Annotated in this window: 22 protein-coding genes and 1 pseudogene; 14 read left to right on the top strand and 9 right to left on the bottom strand. The window is 64.1% G+C overall.

Annotated elements, in window-relative coordinates; all coding sequences use genetic code 11:
* Window positions 1–13: 13 nt before the first annotated feature.
* The 4 genes from EI171_RS34700 to EI171_RS34715 form a co-directional block, all read right to left on the bottom strand.
* The gene (locus EI171_RS34700; protein WP_161535992.1) at window positions 14–1,339 is read right to left on the bottom strand and encodes an MFS transporter; all 1,326 of its coding nucleotides are present in this window, start codon (window positions 1,337–1,339) and stop codon (window positions 14–16) included.
* Window positions 1,340–1,428: 89 nt separating this feature from the next.
* Window positions 1,429–3,138 carry an FAD-dependent oxidoreductase gene (locus EI171_RS34705; protein WP_161535993.1) on the bottom strand — a complete coding sequence of 570 codons (1,710 nt, stop codon included), beginning with the start codon at window positions 3,136–3,138 and terminating at the stop codon, window positions 1,429–1,431.
* 46 nt (window positions 3,139–3,184) lie between these two features.
* Window positions 3,185–3,652: a MarR family winged helix-turn-helix transcriptional regulator gene (locus EI171_RS34710; protein WP_028175557.1), complete on the bottom strand. Its 468-nt coding sequence runs from the start codon at window positions 3,650–3,652 to the stop codon at window positions 3,185–3,187.
* 45 nt (window positions 3,653–3,697) lie between these two features.
* The gene (locus EI171_RS34715) at window positions 3,698–4,621 is read right to left on the bottom strand and encodes a LysR family transcriptional regulator (RefSeq protein WP_161535994.1); all 924 of its coding nucleotides are present in this window, start codon (window positions 4,619–4,621) and stop codon (window positions 3,698–3,700) included.
* 108 nt (window positions 4,622–4,729) lie between these two features.
* Between EI171_RS34715 and EI171_RS34720 the strand changes: the two genes are divergently transcribed.
* From EI171_RS34720 to EI171_RS34770, 11 genes are all read left to right on the top strand, one after another.
* Window positions 4,730–5,053 (top strand): Dabb family protein, encoded by a 324-nt coding sequence (locus tag EI171_RS34720; RefSeq protein ID WP_028175559.1) that lies wholly within the window; start codon window positions 4,730–4,732, stop codon window positions 5,051–5,053.
* Window positions 5,050–6,129: a maleylacetate reductase gene (locus EI171_RS34725; protein ID WP_161535995.1), complete on the top strand. Its 1,080-nt coding sequence runs from the start codon at window positions 5,050–5,052 to the stop codon at window positions 6,127–6,129. Before EI171_RS34720 ends, EI171_RS34725 begins: the two co-directional genes overlap by 4 nt.
* A gap of 4 nt (window positions 6,130–6,133) precedes the next feature.
* Complete coding sequence (locus EI171_RS34730; protein WP_161535996.1) at window positions 6,134–7,507, top strand: amidohydrolase family protein; 1,374 nt, start codon at window positions 6,134–6,136, stop codon at window positions 7,505–7,507.
* A gap of 21 nt (window positions 7,508–7,528) precedes the next feature.
* Complete coding sequence (locus EI171_RS34735) at window positions 7,529–8,431, top strand: NAD(P)-dependent oxidoreductase (RefSeq protein ID WP_161535997.1); 903 nt, start codon at window positions 7,529–7,531, stop codon at window positions 8,429–8,431.
* Window positions 8,432–8,446: 15 nt separating this feature from the next.
* Window positions 8,447–9,331 (top strand): intradiol ring-cleavage dioxygenase, encoded by an 885-nt coding sequence (locus EI171_RS34740; RefSeq protein WP_161535998.1) that lies wholly within the window; start codon window positions 8,447–8,449, stop codon window positions 9,329–9,331.
* A gap of 60 nt (window positions 9,332–9,391) precedes the next feature.
* Entirely contained in the window at window positions 9,392–10,786 is a 1,395-nt protein-coding gene (locus EI171_RS34745) for an FAD-linked oxidase C-terminal domain-containing protein (protein WP_161535999.1), read from the top strand.
* Window positions 10,783–12,306 (top strand): sugar ABC transporter ATP-binding protein, encoded by a 1,524-nt coding sequence (locus tag EI171_RS34750; RefSeq protein WP_011085462.1) that lies wholly within the window; start codon window positions 10,783–10,785, stop codon window positions 12,304–12,306. The genes EI171_RS34745 and EI171_RS34750 overlap by 4 nt, the downstream gene beginning before the upstream one ends.
* A complete protein-coding gene (locus tag EI171_RS34755) occupies window positions 12,299–13,249 on the top strand; it encodes an ABC transporter permease (RefSeq protein WP_011085461.1) in 951 nt (316 codons plus the stop codon). Before EI171_RS34750 ends, EI171_RS34755 begins: the two co-directional genes overlap by 8 nt.
* Complete coding sequence (locus tag EI171_RS34760) at window positions 13,246–14,223, top strand: ABC transporter permease (protein ID WP_161536000.1); 978 nt, start codon at window positions 13,246–13,248, stop codon at window positions 14,221–14,223. The genes EI171_RS34755 and EI171_RS34760 overlap by 4 nt, the downstream gene beginning before the upstream one ends.
* A gap of 42 nt (window positions 14,224–14,265) precedes the next feature.
* The gene (locus EI171_RS34765; protein WP_063921423.1) at window positions 14,266–15,240 is read left to right on the top strand and encodes a sugar ABC transporter substrate-binding protein; all 975 of its coding nucleotides are present in this window, start codon (window positions 14,266–14,268) and stop codon (window positions 15,238–15,240) included.
* A gap of 76 nt (window positions 15,241–15,316) precedes the next feature.
* Entirely contained in the window at window positions 15,317–15,604 is a 288-nt protein-coding gene (locus EI171_RS34770; RefSeq protein ID WP_011085458.1) for a YciI family protein, read from the top strand.
* A 498-nt stretch (window positions 15,605–16,102) separates the two neighbouring features.
* Here the strand turns inward: EI171_RS34770 and EI171_RS34775 are convergent, their stop codons facing one another.
* From EI171_RS34775 to EI171_RS34790, 5 genes and pseudogenes are all read right to left on the bottom strand, one after another.
* Window positions 16,103–16,453 (bottom strand): hypothetical protein, encoded by a 351-nt coding sequence (locus EI171_RS34775; RefSeq protein ID WP_161536001.1) that lies wholly within the window; start codon window positions 16,451–16,453, stop codon window positions 16,103–16,105.
* Window positions 16,454–16,544: 91 nt separating this feature from the next.
* Window positions 16,545–16,919, bottom strand: coding sequence for a hypothetical protein (locus tag EI171_RS34780; protein WP_038965870.1), 375 nt, complete (start codon window positions 16,917–16,919; stop codon window positions 16,545–16,547).
* A gap of 585 nt (window positions 16,920–17,504) precedes the next feature.
* Window positions 17,505–17,729, bottom strand: a complete 225-nt coding sequence (locus tag EI171_RS45265; protein WP_210253960.1) for a hypothetical protein — start codon at window positions 17,727–17,729, stop codon at window positions 17,505–17,507.
* Between the two features lie 213 nt (window positions 17,730–17,942).
* A pseudogene (locus EI171_RS34785) lies at window positions 17,943–18,557 on the bottom strand (transporter); the annotation flags it as partial.
* A gap of 19 nt (window positions 18,558–18,576) precedes the next feature.
* Window positions 18,577–19,650, bottom strand: a complete 1,074-nt coding sequence (locus EI171_RS34790) for a transporter (RefSeq protein WP_161536002.1) — start codon at window positions 19,648–19,650, stop codon at window positions 18,577–18,579.
* A 666-nt stretch (window positions 19,651–20,316) separates the two neighbouring features.
* Between EI171_RS34790 and EI171_RS34795 the strand changes: the two genes are divergently transcribed.
* The 3 genes from EI171_RS34795 (at window position 20,317) to EI171_RS34805 (ending at window position 26,285) form a co-directional block, all read left to right on the top strand.
* Window positions 20,317–22,815, top strand: a complete 2,499-nt coding sequence (locus EI171_RS34795) for an arylsulfatase (RefSeq protein ID WP_161536003.1) — start codon at window positions 20,317–20,319, stop codon at window positions 22,813–22,815.
* Between the two features lie 511 nt (window positions 22,816–23,326).
* Window positions 23,327–23,545, top strand: a complete 219-nt coding sequence (locus EI171_RS34800; protein WP_161536004.1) for a hypothetical protein — start codon at window positions 23,327–23,329, stop codon at window positions 23,543–23,545.
* A gap of 280 nt (window positions 23,546–23,825) precedes the next feature.
* The gene (locus tag EI171_RS34805) at window positions 23,826–26,285 is read left to right on the top strand and encodes an arylsulfatase (protein ID WP_161536005.1); all 2,460 of its coding nucleotides are present in this window, start codon (window positions 23,826–23,828) and stop codon (window positions 26,283–26,285) included.
* Window positions 26,286–26,327 lie beyond the last annotated feature (42 nt).

Consider the following 26,327-nt stretch of genomic DNA (forward strand, 5'->3'; position numbering starts at 1 on the left):
TTTGTGGCTGGGCTCAGCCGAGCAGCCGCGATTTGCTGGTTTCGTGCGCGAAGCCGAGCGCGATCATCGCTGCCAGCGCGAGCGCGACGTAGTATCCTGTGATCGCGTAGGTGGAGCCCGTCTGCGCGAACAGGCTGGTGGCGACGAGCGGCGCGATGCCGCCGCCGAGCACCGTGCCGAGCTGCTTTCCGATCGACACGCCGGTGAAGCGGATGCGGGTCGGAAACAGCTCCGGGAAATAGCTCCCTTCGGTGCCGAACATCAGGGGATGGATTACGCCTGCGGCCAATATCACCGCACAGGTCACCAGCAGCGTGTCACGGCTCGCGATCGCACCGTAGAATGCAAACATCGAGATGGTTGCGAGCGCGACGCCGGCAAGGAACAGGCGTTTGCGTCCGATCCGGTCGGACCAGGCCCCGATCAGGGGCATGGCCACGAGCCCGACGAGATTGGCGAACAGCACGGCCCGCGTGATCACGTCCTTCGGAACGCCGAGCTGGCGCGTCGCAAACGAGATGGTGAAGATGGCCGTCAGGTAGAAGTAGGACGTCTGCGCCATCTCGGCGAAGAACACGATGAGGATCGGCCGCCAATGTCCCTTCACCGCCTCGACGACAGGCACGGTTTCAGCCGGCCTCGCCTCGCGGAAGGTCGCGCTCTCCTCGATGCGCAAGCGCATGTAGACGCCGAGCGCGACCAGCACCGCGCTGATCAGGAACGGAACGCGCCAGCCCCAGGACAGCAGATCCGCCTCCGGCAGCCGCGAGATCGCCAGCGCCGCGAACGAGGCCAGCACGACGCCGACGGGTCCCGCGGCCTGGATCACCGCGGCAGAGAAGCCGCGCCGGTTGCCGGGCGCCGTCTCGATTGCCATGAGGATCGCCGCGGTCGATTCCCCGCCGAGCGCAAAGCCCTGGAGGAAGCGCAGCAGGACGAGCGCGATCGTCGCGGCCACGCCCGCGCTGGCGTAGGTCGGCAACAGTCCGATCGACATGGTCGCAAGTCCCATCATCAGCAGCGTGCACAGCAGGACGGATTTGCGGCCCAGGCGATCGCCGAAATGTCCGAACACGATGCCGCCGAGCGGACGCGCCAGAAATCCGACGGCGAACGTCGCGAAGACAGCGATGGTCGCCGTGAGCTGATCGAATTTCGGGAAGAACAACTGATCGAACACCAGCGGCGCGATCAGTCCGTAGATGAAGAAGTCGTACCATTCGATCGCCGTGCCGATGGTGCCGGCGATCAGAATGCGCCAGCGGCCGCTCGCCGTCTGCGCGGTAGCGGCAGCGGTGGCGGCATGTTCGTCGTAGTCCTCGAATGCTCCTGTGGTCACGTTTTCCTTCTCCGTTGTCGTTGCTTGTTGTTATTGCGTTTGTTGTTATTGCCGTGCGGCCACGGGTTGGATGTGGCCGCGGGAACAGATCAGCTTGCCAGCCGCGCGCCATCGCCCGCGCCGTGCCCGAGCGCGCGGGCAAGAACGCGTCCGATCGTCCCGGCCTGCGACGCGCTGCCGCGCCAGGCCACGATCTGGTCCGGACGGATCAGAGCGAGGTCCGCCTCGTAGAGATCGCGCAGGGACTTTGGCAGCGTGACGAGCTTGACGTCGACGCCGAGCGCGCGGGCCGTCTCGCCGAGCGGAGCATGGCTGGACGTGACGTCGCCGAACTGGAGCAGCGTCCACTCGAAGCCGAACAGGTCGTACAAGGACACGCCGTCCTCCAGCCACGCATGCGGTGCGCGGCCGCCGGGACAGGCGCTCGGAACGTAGACATTCGCGGCATCCGGCGGCGGCTGGCTGCCGTCGGAGACGATGATCGGCGAGCCGTCGTAACGTCCGCCGAAAGTGACGCCGGGGATGTTGAACTCGGCGCGGGCGTGCTGATCGAGATAGGTGCCCGCTGTCCGCCGCGCCTCGCCGCCCGCGTCCGTGGCATCCTCGATCTCCGGCGCGGGCGCGAACAGGCCGAGGGAGTCGGCGAAGCGGCGCGCATAATCGGTGTTGCGAAGCGCCACCGGACGCCGCTCGACTTCGTAGCTGTCGAGCAGCGCGGCCGGGCTCACGCCCTTGACGACGCTTGCGAGCTTCCAGCCGAGATTGACCGCATCCTCGATCGCGGTGTTGTAGCCGAGGCCTCCGGTCGGCGTGAACAGATGCGCCGCATCGCCGCCAAGGAACACCCTGCCCCGCTGCATCGCATCCGCGACCAGCGCGTGGCCGGCGGTCCAGGTCAGGAACGACAACACCTCGCATACGATCGGCGCGCCGCAGGCGCGCTGGAACGCCGCCTTGGCCTCGTTGACCGTGATCGAGCTCTCGTCTTCGCCCGGCCGGAGCTGGGTGTGAAACGCGAATTCGTCGCGCCCGTTCACGGAGGCCATGAAGGCGCGGCGATCGCCGTTGAAGCAATTGTACATCCACGCCCTGGCATGGGGGATGCCGGCGTAGAACTCGGGTGAACGGAGATAGACCGCCAGCATGCGGCCGCCCATGAAGTCGCGCTGCGTCCCGGTTTCACCGCCATAGACGATGCCGAGCGATTGCCGGACCTGCGAGCGCGGCCCGTCGGCTCCGACCAGGAAGTCGGCCCGAACCTGAAAGCGGCTGTTATCGTCGAGACATTCGATGTCGGCGACGATGCCGCTATCGCTTTCGACGTAGTTGATCAGCCGGTGGCCATAGTTGAGCTTTATTCCGGGAAGCCGTTCGGCGTGCCGGCGCAGCACCGCCTCAACATATTTTTGCGAGACCCGATGCGGCAGCTCCGCCGCGCTCCAGGAGCCGGACAGGCCCTTGACCAGCTCGCTCGCACGCGACGACGACGGCAATGCAAACCGCGCCAGCTCATAGCCGGTGTAGCGGGTGAAATACGCAACGTCGGTCGGATAATCGGCGGGCAGGCCTTCGCGCCTGATCTCGTCGGCAAAACCCAGCCGCCGATAATGCTCCATCGAGCGCGCCTGCGTCGCATTGGCTTGCGGATTGAACGCCGTACCCGGCTTTTCATCGACCAGGATCGCGGACACGCCGCGGCGGCCGAGTTCGTTAGCCAGCATCAGCCCGCATGGGCCCCCGCCTACGATGAGCACGGCGGCCGTCAGACGTGTTTCCAAGGCGCTTCTCCCTACCAGCATTATCTTGCATGGTAAGGTTGCCTGACGATATCGTCAAGTAGCCTGACTATTCGGCGTCGTCGAGCGTGTCGAACTGCGCGCCATAGACCGCCAGTCCCTTCAAGATCGCCTCCATCGTGGCCTTGCCGAGCTCGGCGCGCATCTCCTGCTCGGCGATGTCGACGGCGTCGCGGAACGCATCGAGCCATTTGCGTCCGGCCGGCGTGAACATGACGATGCGCGCGCGCCGGTCGGTCGGATCGGCGATGCGGTCCACCAATCCGAGCTCGGCGCATTGATCGACCAGCTCGCCCATCGCCTGCTTGCTCATCGACGCGCGGCGGGCGAGCTCCGTGAGCCGCGTCCCCTCCACGTCGAGATTGCGGGTGAGACTGACATGGGCGATGCGCGTCTCGTCATGCCCCCGCTCGCTCATCAATTCGAGCACGCGGCCTTCGAAACGTCGCACCGCGTTGTTGAGCAGGCGGCCGATATTGGCATGCCGCCACGCCGTCCCGGATGTCCTGGATTTCAATGGATATGCCTTCTCGGAAACAGTCGGGATTTCAGTGTCTGTCACTTACTTCGCCGCGTCCATCCATATCCCCGGCTGCGAATGCTCGCGGATGTGGGTGACGAGGAAGTCGGAAAAGGCCCTGATCTTGGCCGGCAGCCCGGCACGGTTCTGGTAGGCGATGTTCATGGTGAGCAAAGGCAGCTCCCAATCCAGCAGGACCGGGACGAGACGGCCCGCCGCGATATCGCTCTGGACGATGTAGAGCGGCTGGATGAGGATGCCGAGCCCTGCCAGCGCCGCGCCGCGGATGACCTGGCCGTCATTGCTGTCGAGCGTCGGCGTGATGCGCACCGTCTGCGCGCCATTGCCTTTGCGCAGGCGCAGCGAATAGGGATCGTTCGCAAGATTGTAGACGAGCATGTTGTGGCGCGCGAGATCGGCGGGCTGCTCCAGCTCGCCTGCGCTTGCGAGATAAGAGGGCGCGGCTGCCAGCACACGACGCATCTGGCCGATGCGGCGCACGATGATGTTCGAATCCGGTTCCTGCTCGCGCGTGCGGATCGCCACGTCGATGCCCGCCTCGATGAAGTCAGGATAGCGGTTGGCGGTGGTGATCTGCATGTTGAGCTTCGGATAGCGCGCGCGGAAGGCCGGCAGCATCGGCGCCAGATAGATCACTGCAAAGGACAGCGAACTCGTGACCCGCAGCATGCCCTGCGGCGACAGCGCGCGATCGCTGGCGATGTCCTCCGCTTCCGCCAGTTCGCTCAGCACCCGGCTGGACCGCTCCAGCAGCTCCTGCCCCGCCTCCGTCAGCCACAGGCGGCGCGTGTTGCGTTCGATCAGGCGAACGGCGAGGCGCTCCTCGAGCGCGCTGAGATGGCGGCTCGCGGCCGCGTTCGACATGCGCAAGGCCTCGGCGGCTTTGGACAGGCTGCCGAGCTCGGCCGTCTTGGCGAACACCTCAAGTTGGAGCAGGCGATCCATTTTTCCACTTTTAGGAAAAGAGACTTACAAATATTGGCCTTTATTTCCGTATCCCGCAAGCCAAAATGTGTCCAACACAAGCAAGATGACAGGCGAGGAAACTGGGAAATGTCGGGCCGGATCAGGCACATCGTAATGTGGCGGCTGCGCGGGGAGACCCCCGAGGAGCGGTCCGCCGCCCGGGCCAAGGTCAAGACCCTGTTCGAGGGCCTGCGCGGCCGGATCGACGGCCTCACCCATATCGAAGTCGGCCTCGACGTCAGCGCTGTCGATTACGCCTGCGACGTCGTGCTGTTCTCCGAATTCACCGACCAGGCCGCGCTTGCGGCCTACGCCACCCACCCGGAGCACCTGCGCGTGCGCGAGGCGCTTGGCGACTTGCGGATCGGCCGCTTTCAGGTCGATTATCCCATCAAAGAGACCGGCGCATGATCGGTTCGTTCACCTTCGAAAACCTGCCCTGCCGCGTCGTGTTCGGCAGCGGAACGTTGGCTACCGCCAAGGCCGAGGTGGAGCGACTCGGCGGCAAGCGCGCACTGGTGCTGACGACGCCGCAGCAGGAGGCGCAGGGCAAGAGCTTAGGGACAGCGCTCGGCCCGCTCTATGCCGGCATCTTTCCGGGCGCCACCATGCATACGCCGGTCGACGTTACCGAGCGGGCGCTCGCGGCGATGAAGGCGTGCGATGCCGATTGCGTGGTCTCGCTCGGCGGCGGATCCACAACGGGCCTCGGCAAGGCGCTCGCCTTGCGCACCGGCGTCAACCAGCTCTGCATCCCCACCACCTATGCCGGCTCGGAGATGACGCCGATCGTCGGCCAGACCGAGAATGGCCTGAAGACCACGGTACGCGATGCGGCCGTGCTGCCGGAGACCGTGATCTACGACGTCGATCTCACCTTGACGCTGCCGGCGAGCCTGGCTGCGACGTCAGGCATCAACGCGATCGCGCATGCGGTCGAAGCGCTTTACGCGCGCGACACCAATCCCGTCACCTCGCTGATGGCGGAAGAAGGCATTCGCGCGCTCGCGCGTGCCCTGCCCGCCATTGCCGCCAGAAGCGACGATCGCGAGGCCCGCACCGAGGCGCTCTATGGCGCCTGGCTGTGCGGCGTCTGCCTCGGCACGGTCGGCATGGCGCTGCATCACAAGCTCTGCCACACGCTCGGCGGCACCTTCGATCTGCCGCACGCCGAGACGCACACCATCGTGCTGCCGCATGCGCTGGCCTACAACGCCCCCGCCGTGCCCGAGGCGATGGCGCGCGTCGCGCGCGCGATCGGCGCGGCCGATGCGTCGCAGGGACTCTACGAGCTAGCGAAACGGCTGAATGCAAAACTGGCGCTACGCGATGTCGGCATGCCCGAGAGCGGCATCGACAAGGCGGCCGATCTCGCCGTCACCAACGCCTACTGGAATCCGCGGCCGCTCGAGCGAGGCGCCATCCGCGACCTGATCGCGCGCGCCTGGGCCGGCGAGCCGCCTGTTACCACCAAAGCTGTGGCTTGAAGCGATGCGGCGCACGCTGATCAGATCCGCCACCATCATCAGCATGGATGATGCGATCGGCGACCTCCGCACCGGCGACGTGCTGGTCGAAGGCCGCCGCATCGTTGACGTGCGGCCGTCGATCGACCTCGGCAGCGGCGCGGCCGAGACCGAAATCGTCGACGGCAAGGGGCGCATCGTCATCCCCGGCCTCGTCAACGCGCATATGCACACCTGGCAGACGGGCTTACGCGGCTATGCCGCGAACTGGACGCTGCTCGAATATTTCCGGCGCATGCATGCCGGGCTCGCGACCGTGTTCCGGCCCGACGACATCTACATCGCCACGCTGGCCGGCGCGCTGAATCAGATCAATTGCGGCACCACCACGCTGGTTGACTGGTGCCACAACAATCCGACGCCCGATCACACCGATGCCGCCGTGCGCGGCCTGATCGAGAGCGGCATTCGCGCCGCGTTCTTCCACGGCTCGCCGAAACCGGAGCCGAAGCCCGGCGAGCCGCATTTCTCGGAAGTGCCGCATCCGCGCCGCGAGGTCGAGCGGCTGCTCGCCGGCCCCCTCGCCGACCGCGACGGTCTGGTCACGCTCGGGCTCGCCATTCTGGGTCCGCATTATTCGACGCTCGACGTCGCCATGCACGACTTCCGCCTGGCGCGGGAGCTGAAGCTGATCGCTTCGATGCACCAGGGCGGCGGTCCGGCCAAGACGCCGGATGGCTGGGAGAAGCTGATCGCGGCCGGCCTCGTCGGCGCCGGCGTCAATATCGTCCACGGCAACGATCTGCCCGACGATCTCCTCGACCGGATGGTCGATCTCGGCGTGTCGTTCTCGGTCACGCCCGAGAACGAGATGATCCAGGGCCACGGCTTCCCGATCACGGGACGGCTGCTGAAGCGCGGCGTGCGACCGACGATCGGCATTGATCTGGAATCCGTGCTGGCCGGCGATCTCTTCTCCGCCGCGCGCGTCGCGCTGTCGATGCAGCGGGCGCTCGACAATGCGGAGTCGCGCCGGGGCGGCGGCACCATTCCTGCGACCACCACCATCCCCGTGCGCGAGGCGCTGCGCTGGATCACGATGGAAGGCGCCCGCATGCTCGGCCGGGAGAGCCAGATCGGCTCGCTGACGCCGGGCAAGCTCGCCGACCTCGTCATCATCAACGCATCCGATTTCAATCTCGTCCCGGTGCACGATCCCGTCGCGACCGTCGTGATGCAGACGAGCCTCGCCAACATCGAGTCCGTCATGATCGGCGGCGCGTGGAAGAAGCGGAGCGGCCGGCTGCTGGTCGAGGGGCTGGAGGCGAAGAAGGAGCTGCTGGCGCAATCGGGCCGGCGGCTGGTGCAGGACATCGAACGACAGGGACGCGCCGCATGAAGGCGCCAATGGACAACAACAATGACTGACGCTTCAAGGAATGTAGCCTTTATCGGAATCGGCAAGATGGGCCTGCCGATGTCGGTGCTTGTCGCCAAGGCCGGCTATGCCGTCACCGCGTTCGATCGGAGCGCGGCACGGACCAACGAGGCGCGAACACAGGGCATTTCGATCGCCGCCTCACCGGCCGAGGCCGTAAGCGGCAAGGAAGCGGTCATCACGTCGCTGCCGGACGACGCAGCCTTGCGCGGCGCGTTGCTCGGTCCCACCGGCGTCATCGCCGCGATGGCCCCCGGAGCCGTTCTGATCGAGACCAGCACCGTGAGTGTCGAGGCCTCCACCGAAGTTGCGGCCAGCGCGCAGGCGCGCGGCGTTCTCTATCTGCGCGCGCCGGTCTCCGGCAACGCCAGCATCGTCCACACCGGCGCGCTGACCTGCTTCGTCTCGGGTCCGAAGGACGCCTTCGACAACGCAAAACCGTTGTTCGCCGCTTTCACCCGCGCCCAGACCTATCTCGGGCCCGCCGAGGAGGCCCGTTACGCCAAGCTCGCGGTCAACCTGATGATCGCGGTGTCGGCCGCGATGATGGCGGAGAGCCTGGCGCTGGCGCGCAAGGGCGGCATCGCCTGGCAGGACATCCTGAAGGTGCTCGACGACAGCGCGGTGGCCTCGCCGATGGTGAAGTACAAGACCGCGCCGCTTCGAACGCGGGATTTCGAATCGACCTTCTCCTGCAAGCAGATGGCCAAGGACCTCGATCTCATTCTCGGCGCCGGCCACGCCGTCGGCGTGCCGCTGCAGCTCGCGGCGCAAGTGCGCGAGACCTATGGCTCGCTGGTCGCGCAGGGCGACGGCGAGGCCGACTTCATCGCGACCGTCAAGCATCTCGAGCGGCTGTCCGGCCTCGGCGAACCGAAGCTCTGATCAACGGAGACATCCATGCGTAACTTCAACGAGACCACGATCACGGAGGCGGTGCTGGAGCGGATCGCAGGCGCAACCGATCCGCGCATCAAGCAGGTCAGCGAGGCGCTGGTGCGCCACCTTCACGCCTTCGTCCGCGAGGTCCGCCCGACCCAGAAGGAATGGGAATACGGCATCGACTTCCTGACCCGCACCGGCCACATGTGCGACGACAAGCGCCAGGAGTTCATCCTGCTGTCGGACACGCTCGGCGTCTCCATGCTGGTCGACGCAATCAACCACCCGGTGCCGGAAGGTGCGACCGAGACCACGGTGCTCGGCCCGTTCTTCGTCCAGGCCGCGCCGGAGAAGGACATCGGCTCCGACATCTCCGGTCCCATGGAAGGCGATCCCATGCTGGTCACCGGATCGGTCTCGACCGTCGACGGACGTCCGCTGGCGGGCGCCGTCGTCGACGTCTGGCATTCCGACGATGACGGCTATTACGACGTGCAGCAGCTCGACCAGATCGGCGATCTCGCGATGCGCGCGCGCTTCCACACCGACGCCAATGGCCGCTTCCATTTCTGGTCGATCAAGCCGGCCGCCTATCCGATCCCGCATGACGGCCCGGTCGGCGAGATGCTGGAGGTGCAGGGCCGCCATCCCTGGCGTCCGGCGCATGTGCATTTCATGATCTCGGCGCCCGGCTTCGAGCAGCTCGTGACCCATGTGTTCGTCGCCGGCGACAAATATCTCGACAGCGACGTGGTGTTCGGCGTCAAGGACAGCCTGATCCGCGAGTTCGTCCGCCACCCGGCGGGGCGTGCGCCGGATGGTCGCATGGTGGACACCGACTATTTCCATCTCAACTACGATTTCGGCCTGAAGCAGGTTGCGAGCAGCGCAAGAGCCGCCTAAGCCGAACCACAACACAGCGGACCGGCAAGAGTCCGTCATCGGGGCAGACAGGGAGCAAGGATGGGACCGCGGGTCAGCACAGGAGCATTGGCCGATCGCCTCACCGGCATGATCGGCCCGCGCGCGAGCGTCGCGCGCGGCGTGCTCGATCAGCACGGCCAGAGCGAGTCGCATTATCGCAATTTGCCGCCCGACATCGTCGTCTTTCCTGAAACCACGCAGGAAGTGGTCGACATCGTGAAGCTGTGCGCAAGCGCGGGCATGCCGATCGTCCCGTTCGGCGCCGGCACCTCGCTCGAGGGCAATGCGGCTTCGGTCGCCGGCGGCGTCTGCTTCGACTTCGCGCGCATGAACAAGGTACTGGCCGCGCACGACAGCGACATGGACGTCGTGGTGCAGCCCGGCATCACGCGAAAGCAGCTCAATGCGGAGCTGCGCGGCACCGGTCTTTTCTTCCCGATCGATCCCGGCGCCGATGCCTCGATCGGCGGCATGACATCGACGAGGGCCTCCGGCACCATGGCGGTGCGCTATGGCACCATGAAGGACAACGTCATGGCGCTGGAAGTGGTGCTGGCCGACGGGCGCGTGATCCGGACCGCCAGGCGCGCCCGCAAGTCGGCCGCCGGTTACGACCTGACGCGCATGTTCGTCGGCGCCGAAGGCACCCTCGGGCTCATCACCGAGATCACGTTGAAGGTGCATCCCGTGCCGCAGGCGATCTCGGCCGCGGTTTGCAGCTTCGACACCCTGCACAATGCCGTGGACACCGCGATCTCCGTGATCCAGTCCGCGATCCCCGTGGCGCGCATCGAGCTCGTCGACGACGTCATGATGCGCGGCATCAATGCCTACGCAAAGCTCGGCTATCGCGAGGCCCCGACCCTGTTCTTCGAATTCCACGGCTCCGAGGCCTCCGTCGCCGAGCAGGCCGAGGCCGCAGAGGCGATCGCCGCCGACCATGGCGGTCATGGATTTGCCTGGGCCAAGGCGCAGGAAGACCGCAGCCGGCTCTGGCACGCCCGCGACAACACGCTCTATGCGGGCCTGGGCCTCCGGCCCGGCGCGCGCGCCGTGATCACCGATGTCTGCGTGCCGATCTCGCGGCTGGCGGAATGCCTGACCGAGACGCGACGCGACGCGGACGAGCACGGCTTCACCGCGCCGATCGTCGGCCATGTCGGCGACGGCAACTTCCACATGCTGATCCTGATCGATCCGGCAAAACCGGACGAAGCTGAGGGCGCCAAGGCGCTCCAGGCCCGCATGGTCGCCCGCGCCATTGCCATGGACGGCACCTGCACCGGCGAACACGGCATCGGGCTCGGCAAGATCGACTATCTCGCTGACGAGCTCGGCGAGGCCGTGGACGTGATGCGAGCGATCAAGACCGCGCTCGATCCTGATGGACTGATGAATCCCGGAAAGATCTTTGCGGGCGGAGCCAAGGCATGAGCGACGCGCTTCCGATCGAGGTCACCTCACCCACGCCGCTGCTCGAGCTGCGCGGCATCAGCAAGGAGTTTCCCGGCGTCAAGGCGCTGGATGACGTGTCCTTTGCCGTCTTCCCCGGCGAAGTCCACATGCTGCTGGGGGAGAACGGCGCCGGCAAGTCGAGCCTGATGAAGGTGCTGTGCGGCGCCTACCGCGCCGATGCCGGCGAGTTCTACTACAAGGGCGAGAAGGTCGCGATCGGCTCGGCTGCCGATGCGCAGAAGCTCGGCATCGCCGTGATCTTCCAGGAGTTCTCGCTGGTCCCCCATCTCGACATCGCCCAGAACATCTTCCTCGGCCGCGAGCCGAAGGGCCGCATCCCCGGCACGATCGACCGGAGCAAGATCCTCGCCGACGCCAAACGCGTGCTCGGCACCATCGGCTTCGACATCGATCCCTCCACGATCGTGGACAAGCTCGGGGTGGCGCAGCAGCAGATGGTCGAGATCGCCAAGGCGATCAGCCAGAACGCACGCATCCTCGTCATGGACGAGCCGACCGCGGCGCTGTCCGACCGCGAGACCGAGCTCCTGTTCGCGCTGATCGCGCGGCTGAAAGCCGACGGCGTGTCGATCGTCTATATCTCGCACCGCATGGCGGAGGTGTTCGCGCTCGGCGATCGCATCACGGTGCTGCGCGACGGCCGCCGCATCGACGGCGTCCGCCCGGCCGACGTCACGCCGGACCAGCTCGTCCGCATGATGGTCGGACGCACCGTCGACATGACCTATCCGCGCAATTTCGCCGACAAGCCCGGCGAGGTGCTGCTGCAGGTCAAGGGCCTGAGCTCATCGACCGGGATCTCCGACATCAACATCGAGGTGCGCCGGGGCGAGATCGTCGGCCTGTGCGGCCTGGTCGGCTCCGGCCGCAGCGAAGTCGCGCGCGCCATCTTCGGCGCCGATCCCGTCAGCTCCGGCGAGATCATCTTCGACGGCAAGACCATCTCCGGCGAGCCTGATCTCGCCGCCCGCCGCGGCATCGCGCTGATCCCGGAGAGCCGCAAGAGCGAGGGCCTCGCTCTGCTGCGGTCGGTGAGCGACAATCTGGTGGTGTCGGCGCTGCGAAAACTGTTCCCGAGCGGACTGTTCGACCAGCGTTCGGCGCAGCGCACCTCCGACGGCCTGATCCGGCAGCTGAGGATCGCGACGCCCAGCGCGCGCCAGACCGTCGGCCTGCTCTCGGGCGGCAACCAGCAGAAGGTCGTGATCGGCAAGTGGCTGGCCGCCGGCTCGAAGCTCTTCATCTTCGACGAGCCGACGCGAGGCATCGACATCGGCGCCAAGTCCGAGATTTTTGCGCTGATCGACCGCCTGGTCGCGGAAGGCGCCGCCGCACTGATGATCTCGTCCGAGCAGGTCGAGATCTGCCATGTCTGCGACCGCGCCTATGTGATGCGCGAGGGCCGCATCGCGGGACACCTGACGCGCAACGAACTGACCGAGGAGAACATCGTGCGACTGGGGATGCATCATGCGTGAAGCTGCGGTCGTTTCCGAGCCCAATCCGCTGCAACGCATTCCCGGCGTTGCCATCGTGCTGGTGCTGCTGATCGCGCTGTTCAGCGCGATCGCACCCGGCTTCCTGTCGGTCGCCAACCTCTCCAACGTGCTGGTGCAGTCGACCATCCTGACCATGCTGGCGCTGCCGATGACCCTGATCATCATGACCGAGGGGCTCGACCTGTCGATGGGTGCGGTGCTGACGCTGACCTCGCTCTGCGTCGCGATCGTGTCGCTCGCGACCAAGTCGATGCTCCTGGGCTTAGGTGCCGGCCTGCTCGTCGGCGCGGCCTTCGGCACCGTCAACGGCTGGCTGGTCGCCATTCTCGGCATTCCGCCCTTCGTCGCGACGCTCGGCACGCTCGGCATGGCCCAGGGCCTGTCGCTGATCGTCAGCGACGGCCAGAGCGTGGTCGGCATTCCTCACAGCGTGCGCGACATCTACTCGGCGACGCTGCTCGGCGTTCCCGTGCCGATCGTGATGGCGCTGGTGACTTACGCCGCGTTTCACGGCCTGCTCTATCACACCCGCTTCGGCACCTACATCTTCGCGCTCGGCGGCAACCGCGAGGCGCTGCGCTATGCCGGCCTCTCGCCGAACAAGCTGCTGATCGCGGTCTATGCGCTCGGCGGCGCCATGGCCGGCATCGCGGGCCTGTTGATGACCGCGCGGATGAATTCAGGTCATCCGACCGCGGGCCTCGGCCTTGAATTCGATGCGATCGCAGCGGTCGCGGTCGGCGGCACCTCGTTCGAGCGCGGCAATGGCTGGCTGCTTGGCACGTTGCTCGGCGTGATCGCGGTCGGCGTGCTTCGCAATGGGCTCAACCTGATCTCGATGCCTTCTTCGGTGCAGGTCGCAAGCGTCGGCGTCCTCGTCATCGTCGCACTATTCCTCGACGGCCTGCGGAGCCGCGCATGACCGACATCACCAAGGAGGCGATCGTGCCGCCCCGCTCCTTCCTGTCGCAGGACGCGATCCAGGTGTTCTATCGCCTGCTCGCGGCGCTGCTGATCTGCGCCGTGCTGGCCGTGCTCAGCGATTCCTTCCTCAGCCTCGGCAACTTCCTCAATGTGCTCCGGCAGGCGAGCCTGACCTTCTTCATCGCCTCCGGCCTGACGCTGGTGGTGCTGACCGCGGGCCTCGATCTCTCCGTCGGCGCCAATGTCGCGCTGTCGGCCTGTATCGCCGGAACCGTGATCCACAAGACCGGCTCGCCGGCACTCGGCATCCTCACCGGCCTTGCCTGCGGCGGTATCGTCGGCCTTCTCAACGGTGTCATGGTCACCGCACTGCGCATCCCCTCCTTTATCGCGACCTATGGCATGCTCTGGGTGTTGAACGGCCTCACCTACTGGTACATGGCGGGCGAGACCCTTCACGGTTTTCCGGCCGGCTTCCGCCAGATCGGCAGCGGCTATCTGTTCGGCCTGCCGATCCCGGTCTACCTGCTGCTGGTCTTCCTCGGCATCGGAACGCTGTTTGCCCAGCGCACGATCTGGGGCCAAGAGATCTACGCGATCGGCGCCAATCCGGTCGCGGCGCGGCTCTCCGGCATTCCGGTCGCGCGGCGCCTGCTGCTGGTCTATGCCGTCTCCGGCACCATGGCGGGGCTCGCCTCGATCATCTTCCTGTCGCGGCTCAATTCGGCCGAGGCCGACATCGGCGAGAGCCTGACGCTACCGGCAATCGCGGCCGTGCTGATCGGCGGCACCTCGCTGTTCGGCGGTGTCGGCACCGTGTTCGGCACCTTCATCGGCGCGTTGATCCTGACGCTGGTGCTGAACGGCATGAACCTGCTCTCGGTCAGCTCCAACTGGCAGCCGCTCGTCACCGGCGTCATCGTCATCCTCGCGGTCTGGCTCGACATGAAGACCCGCCGCCGCGCGCAATGAGTTCCTAGAGTTCCAACAAGCAAAATGAGGGATGGAGGCAACATGAGACTGAAACTGGGCTATCTGGCGCTGCCGCTGCTGATGGCGGCCGCGATCACCACCGAGGTGCGTGCCGACGGCGAGACCATCGCCGTCTTCACCAAAAACCAGACCAACCCGTTCTTCCAGACGGTGCGGGTCGGCGCCGACAACATGGCGAAAGCGCTGAACGCGAAGACGCTGCAGTACATCCCGACCAAGCCGGACTCGATCCCCGAGCAGCTCAGCCAGATCGAGGACGTCGTGGTGAAGAAGCCGAGCGCCATCGTCTTCACGCCGGTGGACTACAAGGCGATGGTGCCGGGGGTCGAGAAGATCAACGAAGCCAAGATCCCCGTCGTCAACATCACCGACCGCTCGGCCGGCGGAAAATTCCTGTCCTTCGTCGGCGCCGACGATTACAGCCTTGGGCTGGAAACCGCACGCTTCCTGCTCAAGACGCTGGGTGGCAAGGGCAACATCGTCATCATCGAGGGCGTCAAGGGCTCCCTGACCAATGTCGACCGCGTCCGCGGCTTCAACGACGCGCTGAAGGAAAACGCGGGCGCCAAGCTGCTGGCCTCGCAGCCCGGCAACTACCAGCGGCTCCAGGCGCTCCAGGTGATGGAAAACCTGATGCAGTCGAATTCGCAGATCGACGGCGTGCTGGCCGCCAACGACGCCATGGCGGTCGGTGCGATCGAGGCGCTCGACGGCGCCAACCGCAAGGCGCAGGTGATCGGCATCAACGGCACCAAGGAGGCGATCGACGCGATCAAGTCCGGCAAGCTGCTCGCGAGCGGCGACTACAACGGATTTGCGCAAGGCTGCCTCGGCACCATGATGGCGATCCGCTCCTTGCGCAGTCAGCCCGTCATCGGCGAGATCGTGCTGAAGCCGACCGTCATCACCAAGGACAATTTCCAGCCGTTCGACGTGCCGCTGGAGCAGCGGACCTGCCCGACCTTCGAGGACGCCGGCAAGCTCGGCGCCAAGTAACCCAACCGATCATCACAAGCACGGACGGCCGCACCCGCGGCCGTCCCAAGAAGACCAAGACATAAACGGAGACACCATGCTGTTCGCCATTCATGCCATCGACCGCACCGGCGCGCTGCCGACCCGGCTCGCCAATTACGACGCCCACAAGACCTTCCTCAGCGACACCTCGCGCTTCGGCGTCAAGATCGTGATGTCGGGGCCGCTCGTCTCCGACGACGGCGCAACCATGATCGGCAGCCTGTTTCTGATCGAGGCGCCGGGCCGAGCGGAGGTCGAAGCCTTCAACCGCGCCGATCCCTTCGCCGCGGCCGGCATCTGGGACAAGGTCACGATCACGGGCTTTCTACGCCGCCAGGGTTGAGCGGCCTCGGCAACACTGCACCAGGCACGCGCAGTCGTCATATTGACATCTCTGATGTGCCTTGCTGCTCGTGCCGTCATTCGGTGAATAGATCAGATTTCGATGGTTTGCGCTGCCTAGCGACAGACCCATACTCCGTTCACCAGCACACGGGCGCATGCCGGCGCCACGACGGTGGCCGCAGCGCCTGCCGCTACCGCGCCGCCCACGACAGCGCGGCGCGTGGTCCGTCGCGCGACTCCGGCAACACTTGCGGGCGTCGCCGGCCGTCCCACCCTCGCCTGCGCGCTGTCGACCGAAAATGACAGACCACGCTCGTACGACCATTGCACGGAACCGATCGCGGCGACGGCAATAATGGCAGCTCCAAAGCACCAGTTTCTGCAGGTATGTTTCATGGTCGACCTCCTTCTTCCGTTGTTGAATCGCTATTCGTTTCGAGTCTTGCGCCCAACAGCGACGGGCGCACCGATGGCGAAATTTGCCACCTGCCGTCTCTTACCGGCGAGAGCGCGGCGGTGGCGGGACGGGCCCCAAATCGCGCTGCCAGATGGTGCCATTGTCGAACTGAATGAGCATGCCATCCGGCGAATAGACCGCACTCTGGTTGAATGCGTCGATCCAGATCCGGGTTGCCGGCCAGTACCAGTCGGGCCACGCGCGGGACGGCTGCCCCGCTTCCGTGAGGAGATTAAGTTCAGTCCCGTTTTGGGTAATGTAAGCCGGCAAATTTCCCTGGCACATTCGGACACATTTGTAGATGCCGGTCAGATTGATCGACTGGGCTGACACAGGAGTCGGCGCAAGCGCAGCTGTCATCACGGCGACAACGATCGGAAAATGTTTCATACAAATCACTCCTTCGTTCAAATGATCAGGAGAGCCCCTGTCGAATGGGCTTCCAATAAAAGCGAGTTGCGCTCCGCGAGCGAGCGCCGGATCACTGCGAATTTCGATTCTTGCTCGCTCCTCTCAAACGCGGTGCCGTCGAGGGCGACTTCACCCACTCCGCCATTTGGATACAGGTGAGAAGATCGACATAGCTCGGACTTCCGCCGGCCGAGGCTTCCCCTTCGCAGCTATCGCGAAGGGGATTTGGCGCAGCGCTCCACACCGTGCTGAGCTGTTGCTGCGCAGCCAACTCATCGCGCATGCAGTCTGCGAAGCTCTGGGAAAGGGCAAGCCCCATTGCCTTGTCATCAGCCGTGGTCGCCTGGCACGTCGCCTCTACCTTCAATTCGGGGACGCGATCGGAGACGGGCATCACGAGCAGTTGGGTCCCGAGGAGCGCTGCGGATAATGCTGCCATCGTCATCTTGACCTCCTTCAAGCTCTATCAAATGACCCCCCTTGAACTGCCACCACGAGGCACCGCGCTAGAATTGCCCCGGTTGAGCCGGGGGACCGGGCCAATCGGATCGCAGGTTGCTCCTGTTGTTGCGATCGAAGAGGTCTTGCCTGCAGATGAAGCCGTTCCCGCAGCTAACCGCCGGAGGAGCAGGCCGGCGAACATCGGCGGCCGCCGCGATCTTTGCGTGCGGCGCCTTGGCGAGGGCGGCCGTGACCAGGACAACCTCAAGCCCGCAAAGGACGGTAAGCAAGCACGTCTTCTTCATGGGATCAGCGCTCCTTTGCTGGCCGGGCGCAGGCGGTAAACCGACCGCGCCGGTCAAACGGCCCGTCGTTCAGTAACAAGTCGGATGGGGATAGTCGCCGGAGCGAGTGCTGTGCCCGCGATTGCGACGGACGACCGACGGTGCGGGCACGTGATGCAGCAAGAGACATGTGAACTCTCCGGCACTCGGCGAACGTCGGGCATAACGGGGCACGACGTTACGGGACCGGCCTTGATCCAGATCAAGCTCACGTCGGCGTTCCCGCATTGCGCAGGGCGCGAGAGCTACGCCAGTCCGTCGCGCGCTACGTGCGGCTCGTTCGAGGGGGAGTGGCGATTTCGTCGACCAGGGGGAGGCTCGTGGCTGACGTCGCTCAGCGCCGGAAACTCTCCGACCAGCCTTGCGAAATAAGCTCTCAACAAGCGATCGAAAGTCGACTTTGCTTCGCCGACGTCGTGGCCCTCAAGGCCGAGGTTTTCGGCAGTCCCACCCAGTACTTGTTGCGCCATGGCCTGCCTCCTCGAAGCAGTACACGCCCGGATGCCCTTTTTTCCTAGTTGTCAATAATCGATGAGCCGCGATCAATCGGTTTGATCCATCTCAAACGACTCGCGCTCTTGAATGGGAAGCAAAGGCCGACCGCCCATGGGCGTCAGCCTTGATGATGCGCGCAACAGGTGTTGCCGCTGGTCTCCAGAGAGATCGTCAGCGCGATGTGGGTACTACTTTGTAGTCATCCGCTTCGGTGGCGCGGTCGGCGGAGGCGCTGCCGGCGAGATGACAAACGTCACCCAGGCATTCCAGCCGTCGGGCCGGTTTTCCGCGGCAAATTCCTTGTAGGCCTTCAGGTTCAGATAGCCCTGCATGTCGCCAACCGGAAAGATGAACCCGACTTGCCGGCCGACGCTCGCGACCTGCGAGCGGAAGCAGCCGAGGCGATCGCCGGAGCCGCTATCGCAACCGAGCTGCTTATAGACGTAGCCCACCAGACCGATCTGGATTGGCTTGGTCAGGATTTGAGAGGCGCCCCAGTCGAAGTACATGCCGACGCCGCATTGATACTGCGTGTCAGTGTTCTTGAAATTGTAGGTGAAGCCGAGCACGCCAGAGAGTTCATGGCCGGTCTGCGGATTGAAATCGGTGTAGCCACCGCCTGCATCGATCGTCCCATGTCCGAGCCCGATATTGGCGAGGCGCGCGGACTGGTACGCGCCGACCGGGATGTCACCCATGACGTAGGTCATATAGTTGTTGACGCCCGCATTCCAGCGCAGTGCGAACTGGGGGATCAGGTCGCCAAAGCCCGTCACTGAATCGCTGAGAGAATCGAAGCGCGATGACGAACGTAGGCCGCGTTTACTTCGTCACGATCCTTCGCGTCGGCGCGACCGTGCTGGTCGGCGCCATTGGCGACAGCGAGAAAGTCAGCCACGTATTCCAGCCGGCTGGCCGATTTTCTGCGGCAAACTCGCCGTACCCTTTCAGGTTCAAATATCCCTGCAGGTCACCGACCGGAAACAGGTATCCGATCTGAGGACCGACTCCCACCACGCGCGACCGAAACCCCCCAAGGATCGGGGGCTGACCAAAATCGTCCGTGACCTGTTGATAGTAGTAGCCGACCAGCCCGACGAAGAGCTGCTTCGAGAGAAACTGCGAAGCACCCCAATCGATGTGGAAATCGACGCCATTCCGATATTGCGTGTCAGGATTCTTGAAATTGTAGGTGAACCCGGCGACTGCGGAAAATTCGTGCCCCGCCTTCTCATTGAAATAGGTGTAGCCGCCGCCGCCGTCGATCGCGCCGTGTCCGATGCCGAGGTTAGCAAGACGGGTTGGAGAGTAGGCGCCAACAGGAATGTCGCCGGTCAAATAGGTCATGAAATTGTGGACGCCGGCGTTCCACTTCAGCGTTGCTTGCGGATACAGATCGCCCACCGAGGTGATTGAATCAGAGAGGGTCCCCGTGCGGGTCGTCACAAAGGGCCCGACCGCTGTTGTCAGCGTTCCGTCGAGGGTTGCGGCGGATCGGCCAAACAAGCCGGTGATGCCGATTGCCAATTGTCCGCCAAGTACCGGCGTCGCGAACGTGTAGGTCGGGTTGAGCAGGACAAGGTCCGCCTGCGCGTTTAAACGCAGATTCAAATCGACATTGACGTTAGCGGGGATCCGGCCGACGCGGATTTCTCTTGCCGCGGCTGCGTTACCGAAGGCCGACACGCTGGTGTGATAATAGACCTCGGCCATCGACCAGCCGGGGACCGCAGGGACTGCCGCGAGGCTGCTGAAGCGCCCCGGAAGCCAGTATGAAACGCCATCCTCGTCGGCATATGCTGGGTCGGACGAGACTCCGGCCAATGCCACAGCCAGACTGATCGTTGCGCGAATAAGCCGACAATGAGACTTTGGTTCGGATAGGTACCGCTTCATCCGCTCGTCCTCCCGCCGACGAATGACAGTGTATCGATCGGCGATTCAATGTCTCGCTCCAAGGTAACGACTTCGTCAGATTCGGCTCAACGTGTTGCGCTAAAGGCACTCAGCATCGCCGCTGGCCCGTAGGATTACCGACAGCATCGTTGACCGGAGGTATCCATATCTAGGCAAGCAGCGCCCGTGTGTAGCAAGAAGACTGCAAGATAGTGCCCCTGCCAGAGGCGGCGGCCACATCGAACGCTCTTGGTTAAGCCGCTGTGACATTCGTCACGCACTCGTGCGGGATGATAAGCGAGCAAACCTCAGCCGTTTGTGTCGCTCATGTCTCCGGCATCGTTCGGGTGTCATCGAGTTGGATCAGCGCTCGACAGCCGGATGCGATCCGAAGTAGAGTGTTCGCGCGTGTTCGGAGTATATTGCAATGGATACTCGCAAGATACTTATTGCGCCGATCGCTGCCTTCACCGTCACGCCTCCAGCATTTGCACCGCAAACATAACGCCATGAGCTGCTCAAAGCACCGCTCGCGCGCGATCCGTCTTGATCAGATTAAGACGGAAACTGCCCCGAGGTTCACGTAGGGGCTACGTACCGCCGACCAGGAGAGAAGATTTCGGCTTCCAGCCAAGTCAGATCAGTTCGGTTTTCGGGAGTTAGCCAATGATGAGCGCCTCGAACCTGCATCGCCGAGTTAGTTCGCGCTTTCTGCTCGCTGCTCTCTTGCTGATGCCGTTGACAGCCCTCAACGCCAACGCCCAGCAAACCACTGGCACTCCCGGTTCGCCCGGGGCGACGACCACGATCGACGGCAGGTACCTGCCGAATCCGCCGCAGCCGTTCAGGGGCGAGATCAATCCCAACGCCGTGCAATCGAAGCCGTACTGGCCGGCGCGCATTGTCCCGCCAAAGGGCGCGCCCAATGTGCTTCTGATCATGACGGACGATGTCGGCTTTAGCGCGCCAAGCACGTTCGGCGGCGTGATCCCGACGCCGGCGCTGGACCGTATCGCCCAGACGGGTCTGCGTTACACGGCGTTCCACACCGTGGCGCTGTGCTCGCCAACGCGCGCTGCGCTCCTCACCGGCCGCAACCATCACTCCGTGGGCACTGGCGTCGTCGTCGATCAGGCGACCGGCTACCCCGGCTACAACAGCATCATCCCGCGCGACGCCGTCGCCATCGGCGAGATCCTCCGGCAGCACGGCTACGACACCTCGTGGTACGGCAAGGACCACAACCTGCCGCAGTGGGAGGCGAGCCAGGCTGGCCCCTTCCACAACTGGCCGACCGGACCCATCAAGGGCTTCGACTACTTTTACGGCTTCCCAGGCGATGACACGAGCCAATGGCAGCCGAACAATCTCTTCCGCAACACCACTCCGATCCAACCCTTCCAGGGAAATCCCGGCTGGAATCTGATCACCGCGATGGCCGATGAGGCGATCGGGCGCATCAAGATGCTGAACGACGTCCAGCCCGACCGTCCCTTCATGATCTACTACGCGCCCGGCGGCACGCACTCGCCGCACCATCCGACGCCCGAGTGGATCAAGAAGATCAGCGATTTGCATCTGTTCGACAAGGGTTGGAACGACCTGCGTGAACAGATCTTCGCTAACCAGAAACGACTGGGTGTGATTCCGCAGAACGCGCAGCTAACGGCCTGGCCGGACAGCATCCCGAAGTGGGATACGCTTTCGCCCGAGGCGAAGAAGCTCTACACCCGGCAAGCCGACGTCTATGCTGCGTATCTAGCTTACACCGACTACGAGATTGGTCGTGTCATCCAGGCCATCGCGGACACCGGCAAGCTCGACAACACGCTCGTCATCTACGTCAGCGGTGACAACGGCGCGAGCCCGGAGGGCACGCTCCATGGTCTTTACAACGAGTTCGCGGTTGCCAACGCCGTGCACCCGACGGTCGAAATGAACATGAAGTTCTATGACGCCTGGGGCTCCGACCAGACCTACCCCCACTACGCGGTGGGCTGGGCGTGGGCCTGGGATACGCCCTTCAAATGGACCAAGCAGATCGCGTCGTATTTCGGCGGCACCCGCAACGGCATGGCCATGGCCTGGCCGGCGCGGATCAAGGACGCTGGCGGCATCCGTCACCAATTCCACCATGTAATCGACGTCGTGCCGACAATCCTCGAGGCGGTTGGCGTCCCCGAGCCGGTGACGGTCAACGGCATCGCCCAGAAGCCGATCGAAGGCGTGAGCATGGCCTACACCTGGGAAGGTGGCAGCGCGCCCAGCCGGAGGACGACGCAGTACTTCGAAATGTTCGGCAAGCGGGCCGTTTATCAGGATGGCTGGATGGCCTCAACGCCTCCGCTGAGCCCGCCTTGGGACCTCAGTTTGGCGGAGCCGCCCTCGGACGTCATGAACGCCTACCGTTGGGAGCTCTACAATATCAACGAAGACTGGACGCAGTCGAACGACCTCGCCGCCAAGATGCCGGACAAGCTGCGCGACATGCAGCAATTGTTCACCATGGAAGCTGCGAAGTACCAGGTGTTCCCGCTCGACGACACGCGTTTGACCAGGTTCATTTCGCACAAGCCGAGCTACGCTCCGGGCCGGACCCAGTTCACCTATTCGGGTGAGCTGAGCAACGTGCCGTTCCCGGAAACAGGCTCCGCGCCGAGCCTGCTGAACCGGTCGTACACGGTCACCGCCGAGGTCGACGTTCCCCAAGGCGGCGGCGACGGCATGCTGATGACCGACGGCGGCCGGTTCGCCGGCTACGGCTTCTACCTGCTGAAGGGCCAGCCGGTGTTTACCTGGAATCTGGTCGCCCTGGAGCGCGTCAAGTGGCAGGCCAAGGAGACGCTCGCTCCGGGCAAGCACACGCTGGAGTTCGACTGGAAATATGACGGACCGGGCCTGGGCAAGGGCGGCACCGGCACCTTGAAGGTGGACGGCAAGGTGGTGGACAGCCATCCGATGCCGCGGAGTCTTCCCATAACCCTGATGTGGGATGAGACCTTCAACGTCGGCCTCGATACCGGCACGTCGGTGGATGACCAGGACTACCAGGTGCCATTCCGCTTCACCGGCAAGCTCAACAAGCTGACGGTGAAGCTCGGGCCGAACGAGATGTCGCCCGCGGAAAAGGAGACGGTCGCGAAGACAATGCGAGACAAGCAGTAGGTTCGTTGGCGAACGGAAGGTTCCGGCCACATGATTCATGCCAAAGCTCGCGAAGGCAGGTCCCCGGTCACAGCAGGAGGGTAACGTTTACAGGACGCTTGGTGTACTGGTGCTGGCAAGCACGATGGGCGGACTGACGACAGGGCCCGCCCAAGCCGCTCAGGAAACGCCGCAGAGCATGCTCGCGGCGCAGATACGCATGCAAGGCTTTGCCTGTGACAAGCCACTCGGTGCAGTCAGGGATCGACAACGATCAAAGCCCGACCACGCCGTGTGGGTGCTGAAGTGTGGCAACGCGACCTACAGGGTCGGCCGTGCGCCCGACATGGCTGCAAAGGTCGAGCCGCTGCGGTGAACACCTCGCGCCTGGTCATGAAAAAAACCAAAGCAATCCCTGCCGCCGTTTTGGGAAGTGCCTTTTCGTCTCTCGTCTTTCCGGAGGCAGTTGCCAACCACATCCATAGGGCCACACGGCTTGCGCACAACCGAGCCCCGGGTCACGAGGATCGATTTGCTCGAGACGATCGCTCTTGATTGCAAGCCGGTGCTTCGCAGGAAGCTTCTGCCAGGACGCCAACGAAATTGCTGCAACCAAGGTGATCGCGAGCACGGCACCGGCGACGGGATGATTGAGCTTGTGGACGCGCATAGCGGGTCGCTGTCGATCCGGGGTGAAGGTCAGGAAAGCTTGCCCCTGGAAGTGTGCGACCCTGAAATTTCGTCCCGTTGATTTCGCTCAAGGTCCGTCGTTCGGCCCGTCCGGTACACGATGGCGAGTGTGAGCGCGTTCTGCTCTCCAATGTGCTGGCGTGTTGCAGATGCTTGACCCGCGTGGCACCGGTAAACCCATACAAAAGATGAGCGTGCCCTGCTGGTTAGGATAGCCGGGCGACCGACGCTGCCCCTCGGCGTCGCCCCCGGTGGGTTGATCTGCATCAACGTCACTCTCTGCATGATCCTGAAGGATGACGACATCCGCGCGTTTTGCGCACCTCTCAGGAGGGCATGCAATGAATTTTCGTGCGATTGTTTCCATACTATTTTTGACATCGGCGATATCCGCCCCTGCATTTGCGCAGCAAGCACAACCGACCACGCCGCCTCCGGGCTCCCCGGCCGCGACCATCACCATTCCCGGCAACCAGCTCCCGCCTCCCGATCCGAAGTTCGGTGGGGTCATCAAGGACAAGGCATCCGAGTCGACGCCATGGTGGCCGCCGCGCGTCGTGCCGCCCAAGGGCGCGCCGAACGTGCTAGTGATCATGACGGATGACCAGGGTTTTGGCGCACCGAGCACCTTCGGCGGCATCATCCCGACGCCCAGCATGGACCGGATCGCAAAGGCCGGCTTGCGCTACACGAACTTCCATTCGACGTCGCTATGCTCGCCGACCCGCGCAGCGTTGATCACCGGACGCAACCATCACTCGGTCGGCTATGGGGTGGTCGGCGAAATCGCAACGGGTTTCCCGGGTTACGACTCGATCATCCCGATCGAGAAAGGCACGATCGGCACCATTCTGAAGGCGAACGGCTACGCGACTTCGTGGTTCGGCAAGGATCACAACACGCCGTCCTATCAGTCGAGCCAGGCCGGGCCGTTCGACCAATGGCCGAACGGAATGGGCTTCGATTATTTCTACGGCTTCGTCGGCGGCGATGCGAGCCAGTGGCAGCCGAATCTCTTCCGCAACACGACGGCGATCTATCCCTTCCAGGGCAATCCCGGCTGGAATCTGGAAACCGCGATGGCAGACGAGGCCATTCAGCACATGAAGCAGCTCAAGGAGGTCGCGCCGGACAAGCCGTTCTTCGTCTATTACGTGCCGGGCGCCACACATGCGCCGCATCACCCCACGCCCGAGTGGGTCAAGAAGATCAGCGACATGCACCTCTTCGACGAGGGCTGGAACAAGGTACGCGAGAAGATCTTCGCCAACCAGAAGCGGCTCGGCATCATGCCCGAGAACGCCAAGCTCACCCCGTGGCCGAAGGACCTGCCGGAGTGGGACTCGCTGAGCTGGGACGAAAAGAAGCTCTTCATCAAGCAGGCGGATGTTTATGGCGCCTATCTCGCCTACGCCGACCATGAGATCGGACGGGTCATCCAGGCGGTCGAAGACTTAGGAGAGCTAAACAACACCCTGATCATCTACATCGGCGGCGACAACGGTGCGAGCGCCGAAGGCATGCTCAACGGCACACCGAACGAGTTCACCACCTTCAATGGCGTTCCCGTGCCGGTGAAGGATCAGTTGCTCTGGTATCCGTTCTGGGGATCGGAGCGGACCTTCCCGCATTTCGCGGCCGGCTGGGCGTGGACGATGGATACACCCTTCAAGTGGGTGAAGCAGGTGCCATCACACTTCGGCGGGACGGCCCAGGGCGTGGTCATGTCCTGGCCGGGCCACATCACGGATGTCGGCGGCATCCGCCGCCAGTTCCACCACGTCATTGACGTCGTACCGACCATTCTCGAAGCGACCGGCATTTCGCAACCCGACACGATCAACGGGATCAAGCAGATTCCCATCGAAGGCGTCGGCATGACGTACACGTGGGACAAAGCGAACGCCAACACAGCGTCGCGCCACACCACGCAATATTTCGAGATGCTCGGCAATCGCGCCATCTATCAGGACGGGTGGGTGGCGGCCACGACGCCTGCGACGCTCCCCTGGGAGCTGAGCACCAAGACGCCGCCGGACGTGATCACCGGCTACAATTGGGAGCTCTACAACGTTCAGGAAGATCCCACGCAGTTCAACGATCTCGCGGCGAAGATGCCGGACAAGCTCAGGCAACTGCAGGATCTCTTCTACGCCGAGGCGAAGAAATACAACGTGCTGCCGCTCGACAACTCGACGCTGGCGCGCTGGAACACGCCGCGCCCGAGTCTCACGGCCGGACGAACGGTCTTCACGTATTCGGGCGAACTGATCGGCACACCCGCCAGTGCGGCGCCCGACATCCTGAACAAGAGCTACAGCATCACCGCTGAAGTGGACATTCCCGAAGGCGGAGCTGAGGGGATGATCGTCACCCATGGCGGCCGCTTCGGAGGCTACGGCCTGTTCCTGAGCAAAGGCGAGTTTGGCGTCGGCCGAGGCAAGGTGGTGTTCCTCTATAACCTGCTCGACCTCAAGCGCACGACGTGGGAGGGGCCCGAGCTGAGCGCCGGCAAGCACACCATCGCCTTCGACTTCAAGCCCGATGAACCGGGCCTGGGCAAAGGTGGCACGGGCGTGCTCTCGGTGGACGGCAAGGAAGTAGCCAGGAATTCCCTGGAGCACACCATACCTGTCACTTTCCCCGAGGATGAGACCTTCGATGTCGGCCAGGACACCCGCACGGGAGTGGCCCTCGTGGAGTATCGCTACGACACTCCGTTCAAGTTCACCGGCAAGATCAACAAACTGACCTTCAAGCTCGAACCTGAGCCGAAGTCACAAACGACAGGCAAGAACTAGCACTGCATTGAACCCGCGATTGAACTCAAGGCAGAGGAGATC

Origin of the sequence: Bradyrhizobium sp. LCT2, assembly GCF_009931255.1 — a bacterium.
GTDB lineage: Bacteria > Pseudomonadota > Alphaproteobacteria > Rhizobiales > Xanthobacteraceae > Bradyrhizobium > Bradyrhizobium diazoefficiens.

Coding starts and splice junctions, on each gene's coding strand:
- EI171_RS34720 (WP_028175559.1), top strand. CDS start 4,730: ATGTCGGGCCGGATCAGGCACATCGTAATGTGGCGGCTGCGCGGGGAG.
- EI171_RS34770 (WP_011085458.1), top strand. CDS start 15,317: ATGCTGTTCGCCATTCATGCCATCGACCGCACCGGCGCGCTGCCGACC.
- EI171_RS34730 (WP_161535996.1), top strand. CDS start 6,134: ATGCGGCGCACGCTGATCAGATCCGCCACCATCATCAGCATGGATGAT.
- EI171_RS34745 (WP_161535999.1), top strand. CDS start 9,392: ATGGGACCGCGGGTCAGCACAGGAGCATTGGCCGATCGCCTCACCGGC.
- EI171_RS45265 (WP_210253960.1), bottom strand. CDS start 17,729: ATGGCGCAACAAGTACTGGGTGGGACTGCCGAAAACCTCGGCCTTGAG.
- EI171_RS34715 (WP_161535994.1), bottom strand. CDS start 4,621: ATGGATCGCCTGCTCCAACTTGAGGTGTTCGCCAAGACGGCCGAGCTC.
- EI171_RS34780 (WP_038965870.1), bottom strand. CDS start 16,919: ATGACGATGGCAGCATTATCCGCAGCGCTCCTCGGGACCCAACTGCTC.
- EI171_RS34760 (WP_161536000.1), top strand. CDS start 13,246: ATGACCGACATCACCAAGGAGGCGATCGTGCCGCCCCGCTCCTTCCTG.
- EI171_RS34755 (WP_011085461.1), top strand. CDS start 12,299: ATGCGTGAAGCTGCGGTCGTTTCCGAGCCCAATCCGCTGCAACGCATT.
- EI171_RS34775 (WP_161536001.1), bottom strand. CDS start 16,453: ATGAAACATTTTCCGATCGTTGTCGCCGTGATGACAGCTGCGCTTGCG.
- EI171_RS34790 (WP_161536002.1), bottom strand. CDS start 19,650: ATGAAGCGGTACCTATCCGAACCAAAGTCTCATTGTCGGCTTATTCGC.
- EI171_RS34740 (WP_161535998.1), top strand. CDS start 8,447: ATGCGTAACTTCAACGAGACCACGATCACGGAGGCGGTGCTGGAGCGG.
- EI171_RS34805 (WP_161536005.1), top strand. CDS start 23,826: ATGAATTTTCGTGCGATTGTTTCCATACTATTTTTGACATCGGCGATA.
- EI171_RS34765 (WP_063921423.1), top strand. CDS start 14,266: ATGAGACTGAAACTGGGCTATCTGGCGCTGCCGCTGCTGATGGCGGCC.
- EI171_RS34795 (WP_161536003.1), top strand. CDS start 20,317: ATGATGAGCGCCTCGAACCTGCATCGCCGAGTTAGTTCGCGCTTTCTG.
- EI171_RS34750 (WP_011085462.1), top strand. CDS start 10,783: ATGAGCGACGCGCTTCCGATCGAGGTCACCTCACCCACGCCGCTGCTC.
- EI171_RS34735 (WP_161535997.1), top strand. CDS start 7,529: ATGACTGACGCTTCAAGGAATGTAGCCTTTATCGGAATCGGCAAGATG.
- EI171_RS34725 (WP_161535995.1), top strand. CDS start 5,050: ATGATCGGTTCGTTCACCTTCGAAAACCTGCCCTGCCGCGTCGTGTTC.
- EI171_RS34705 (WP_161535993.1), bottom strand. CDS start 3,138: ATGCTGGTAGGGAGAAGCGCCTTGGAAACACGTCTGACGGCCGCCGTG.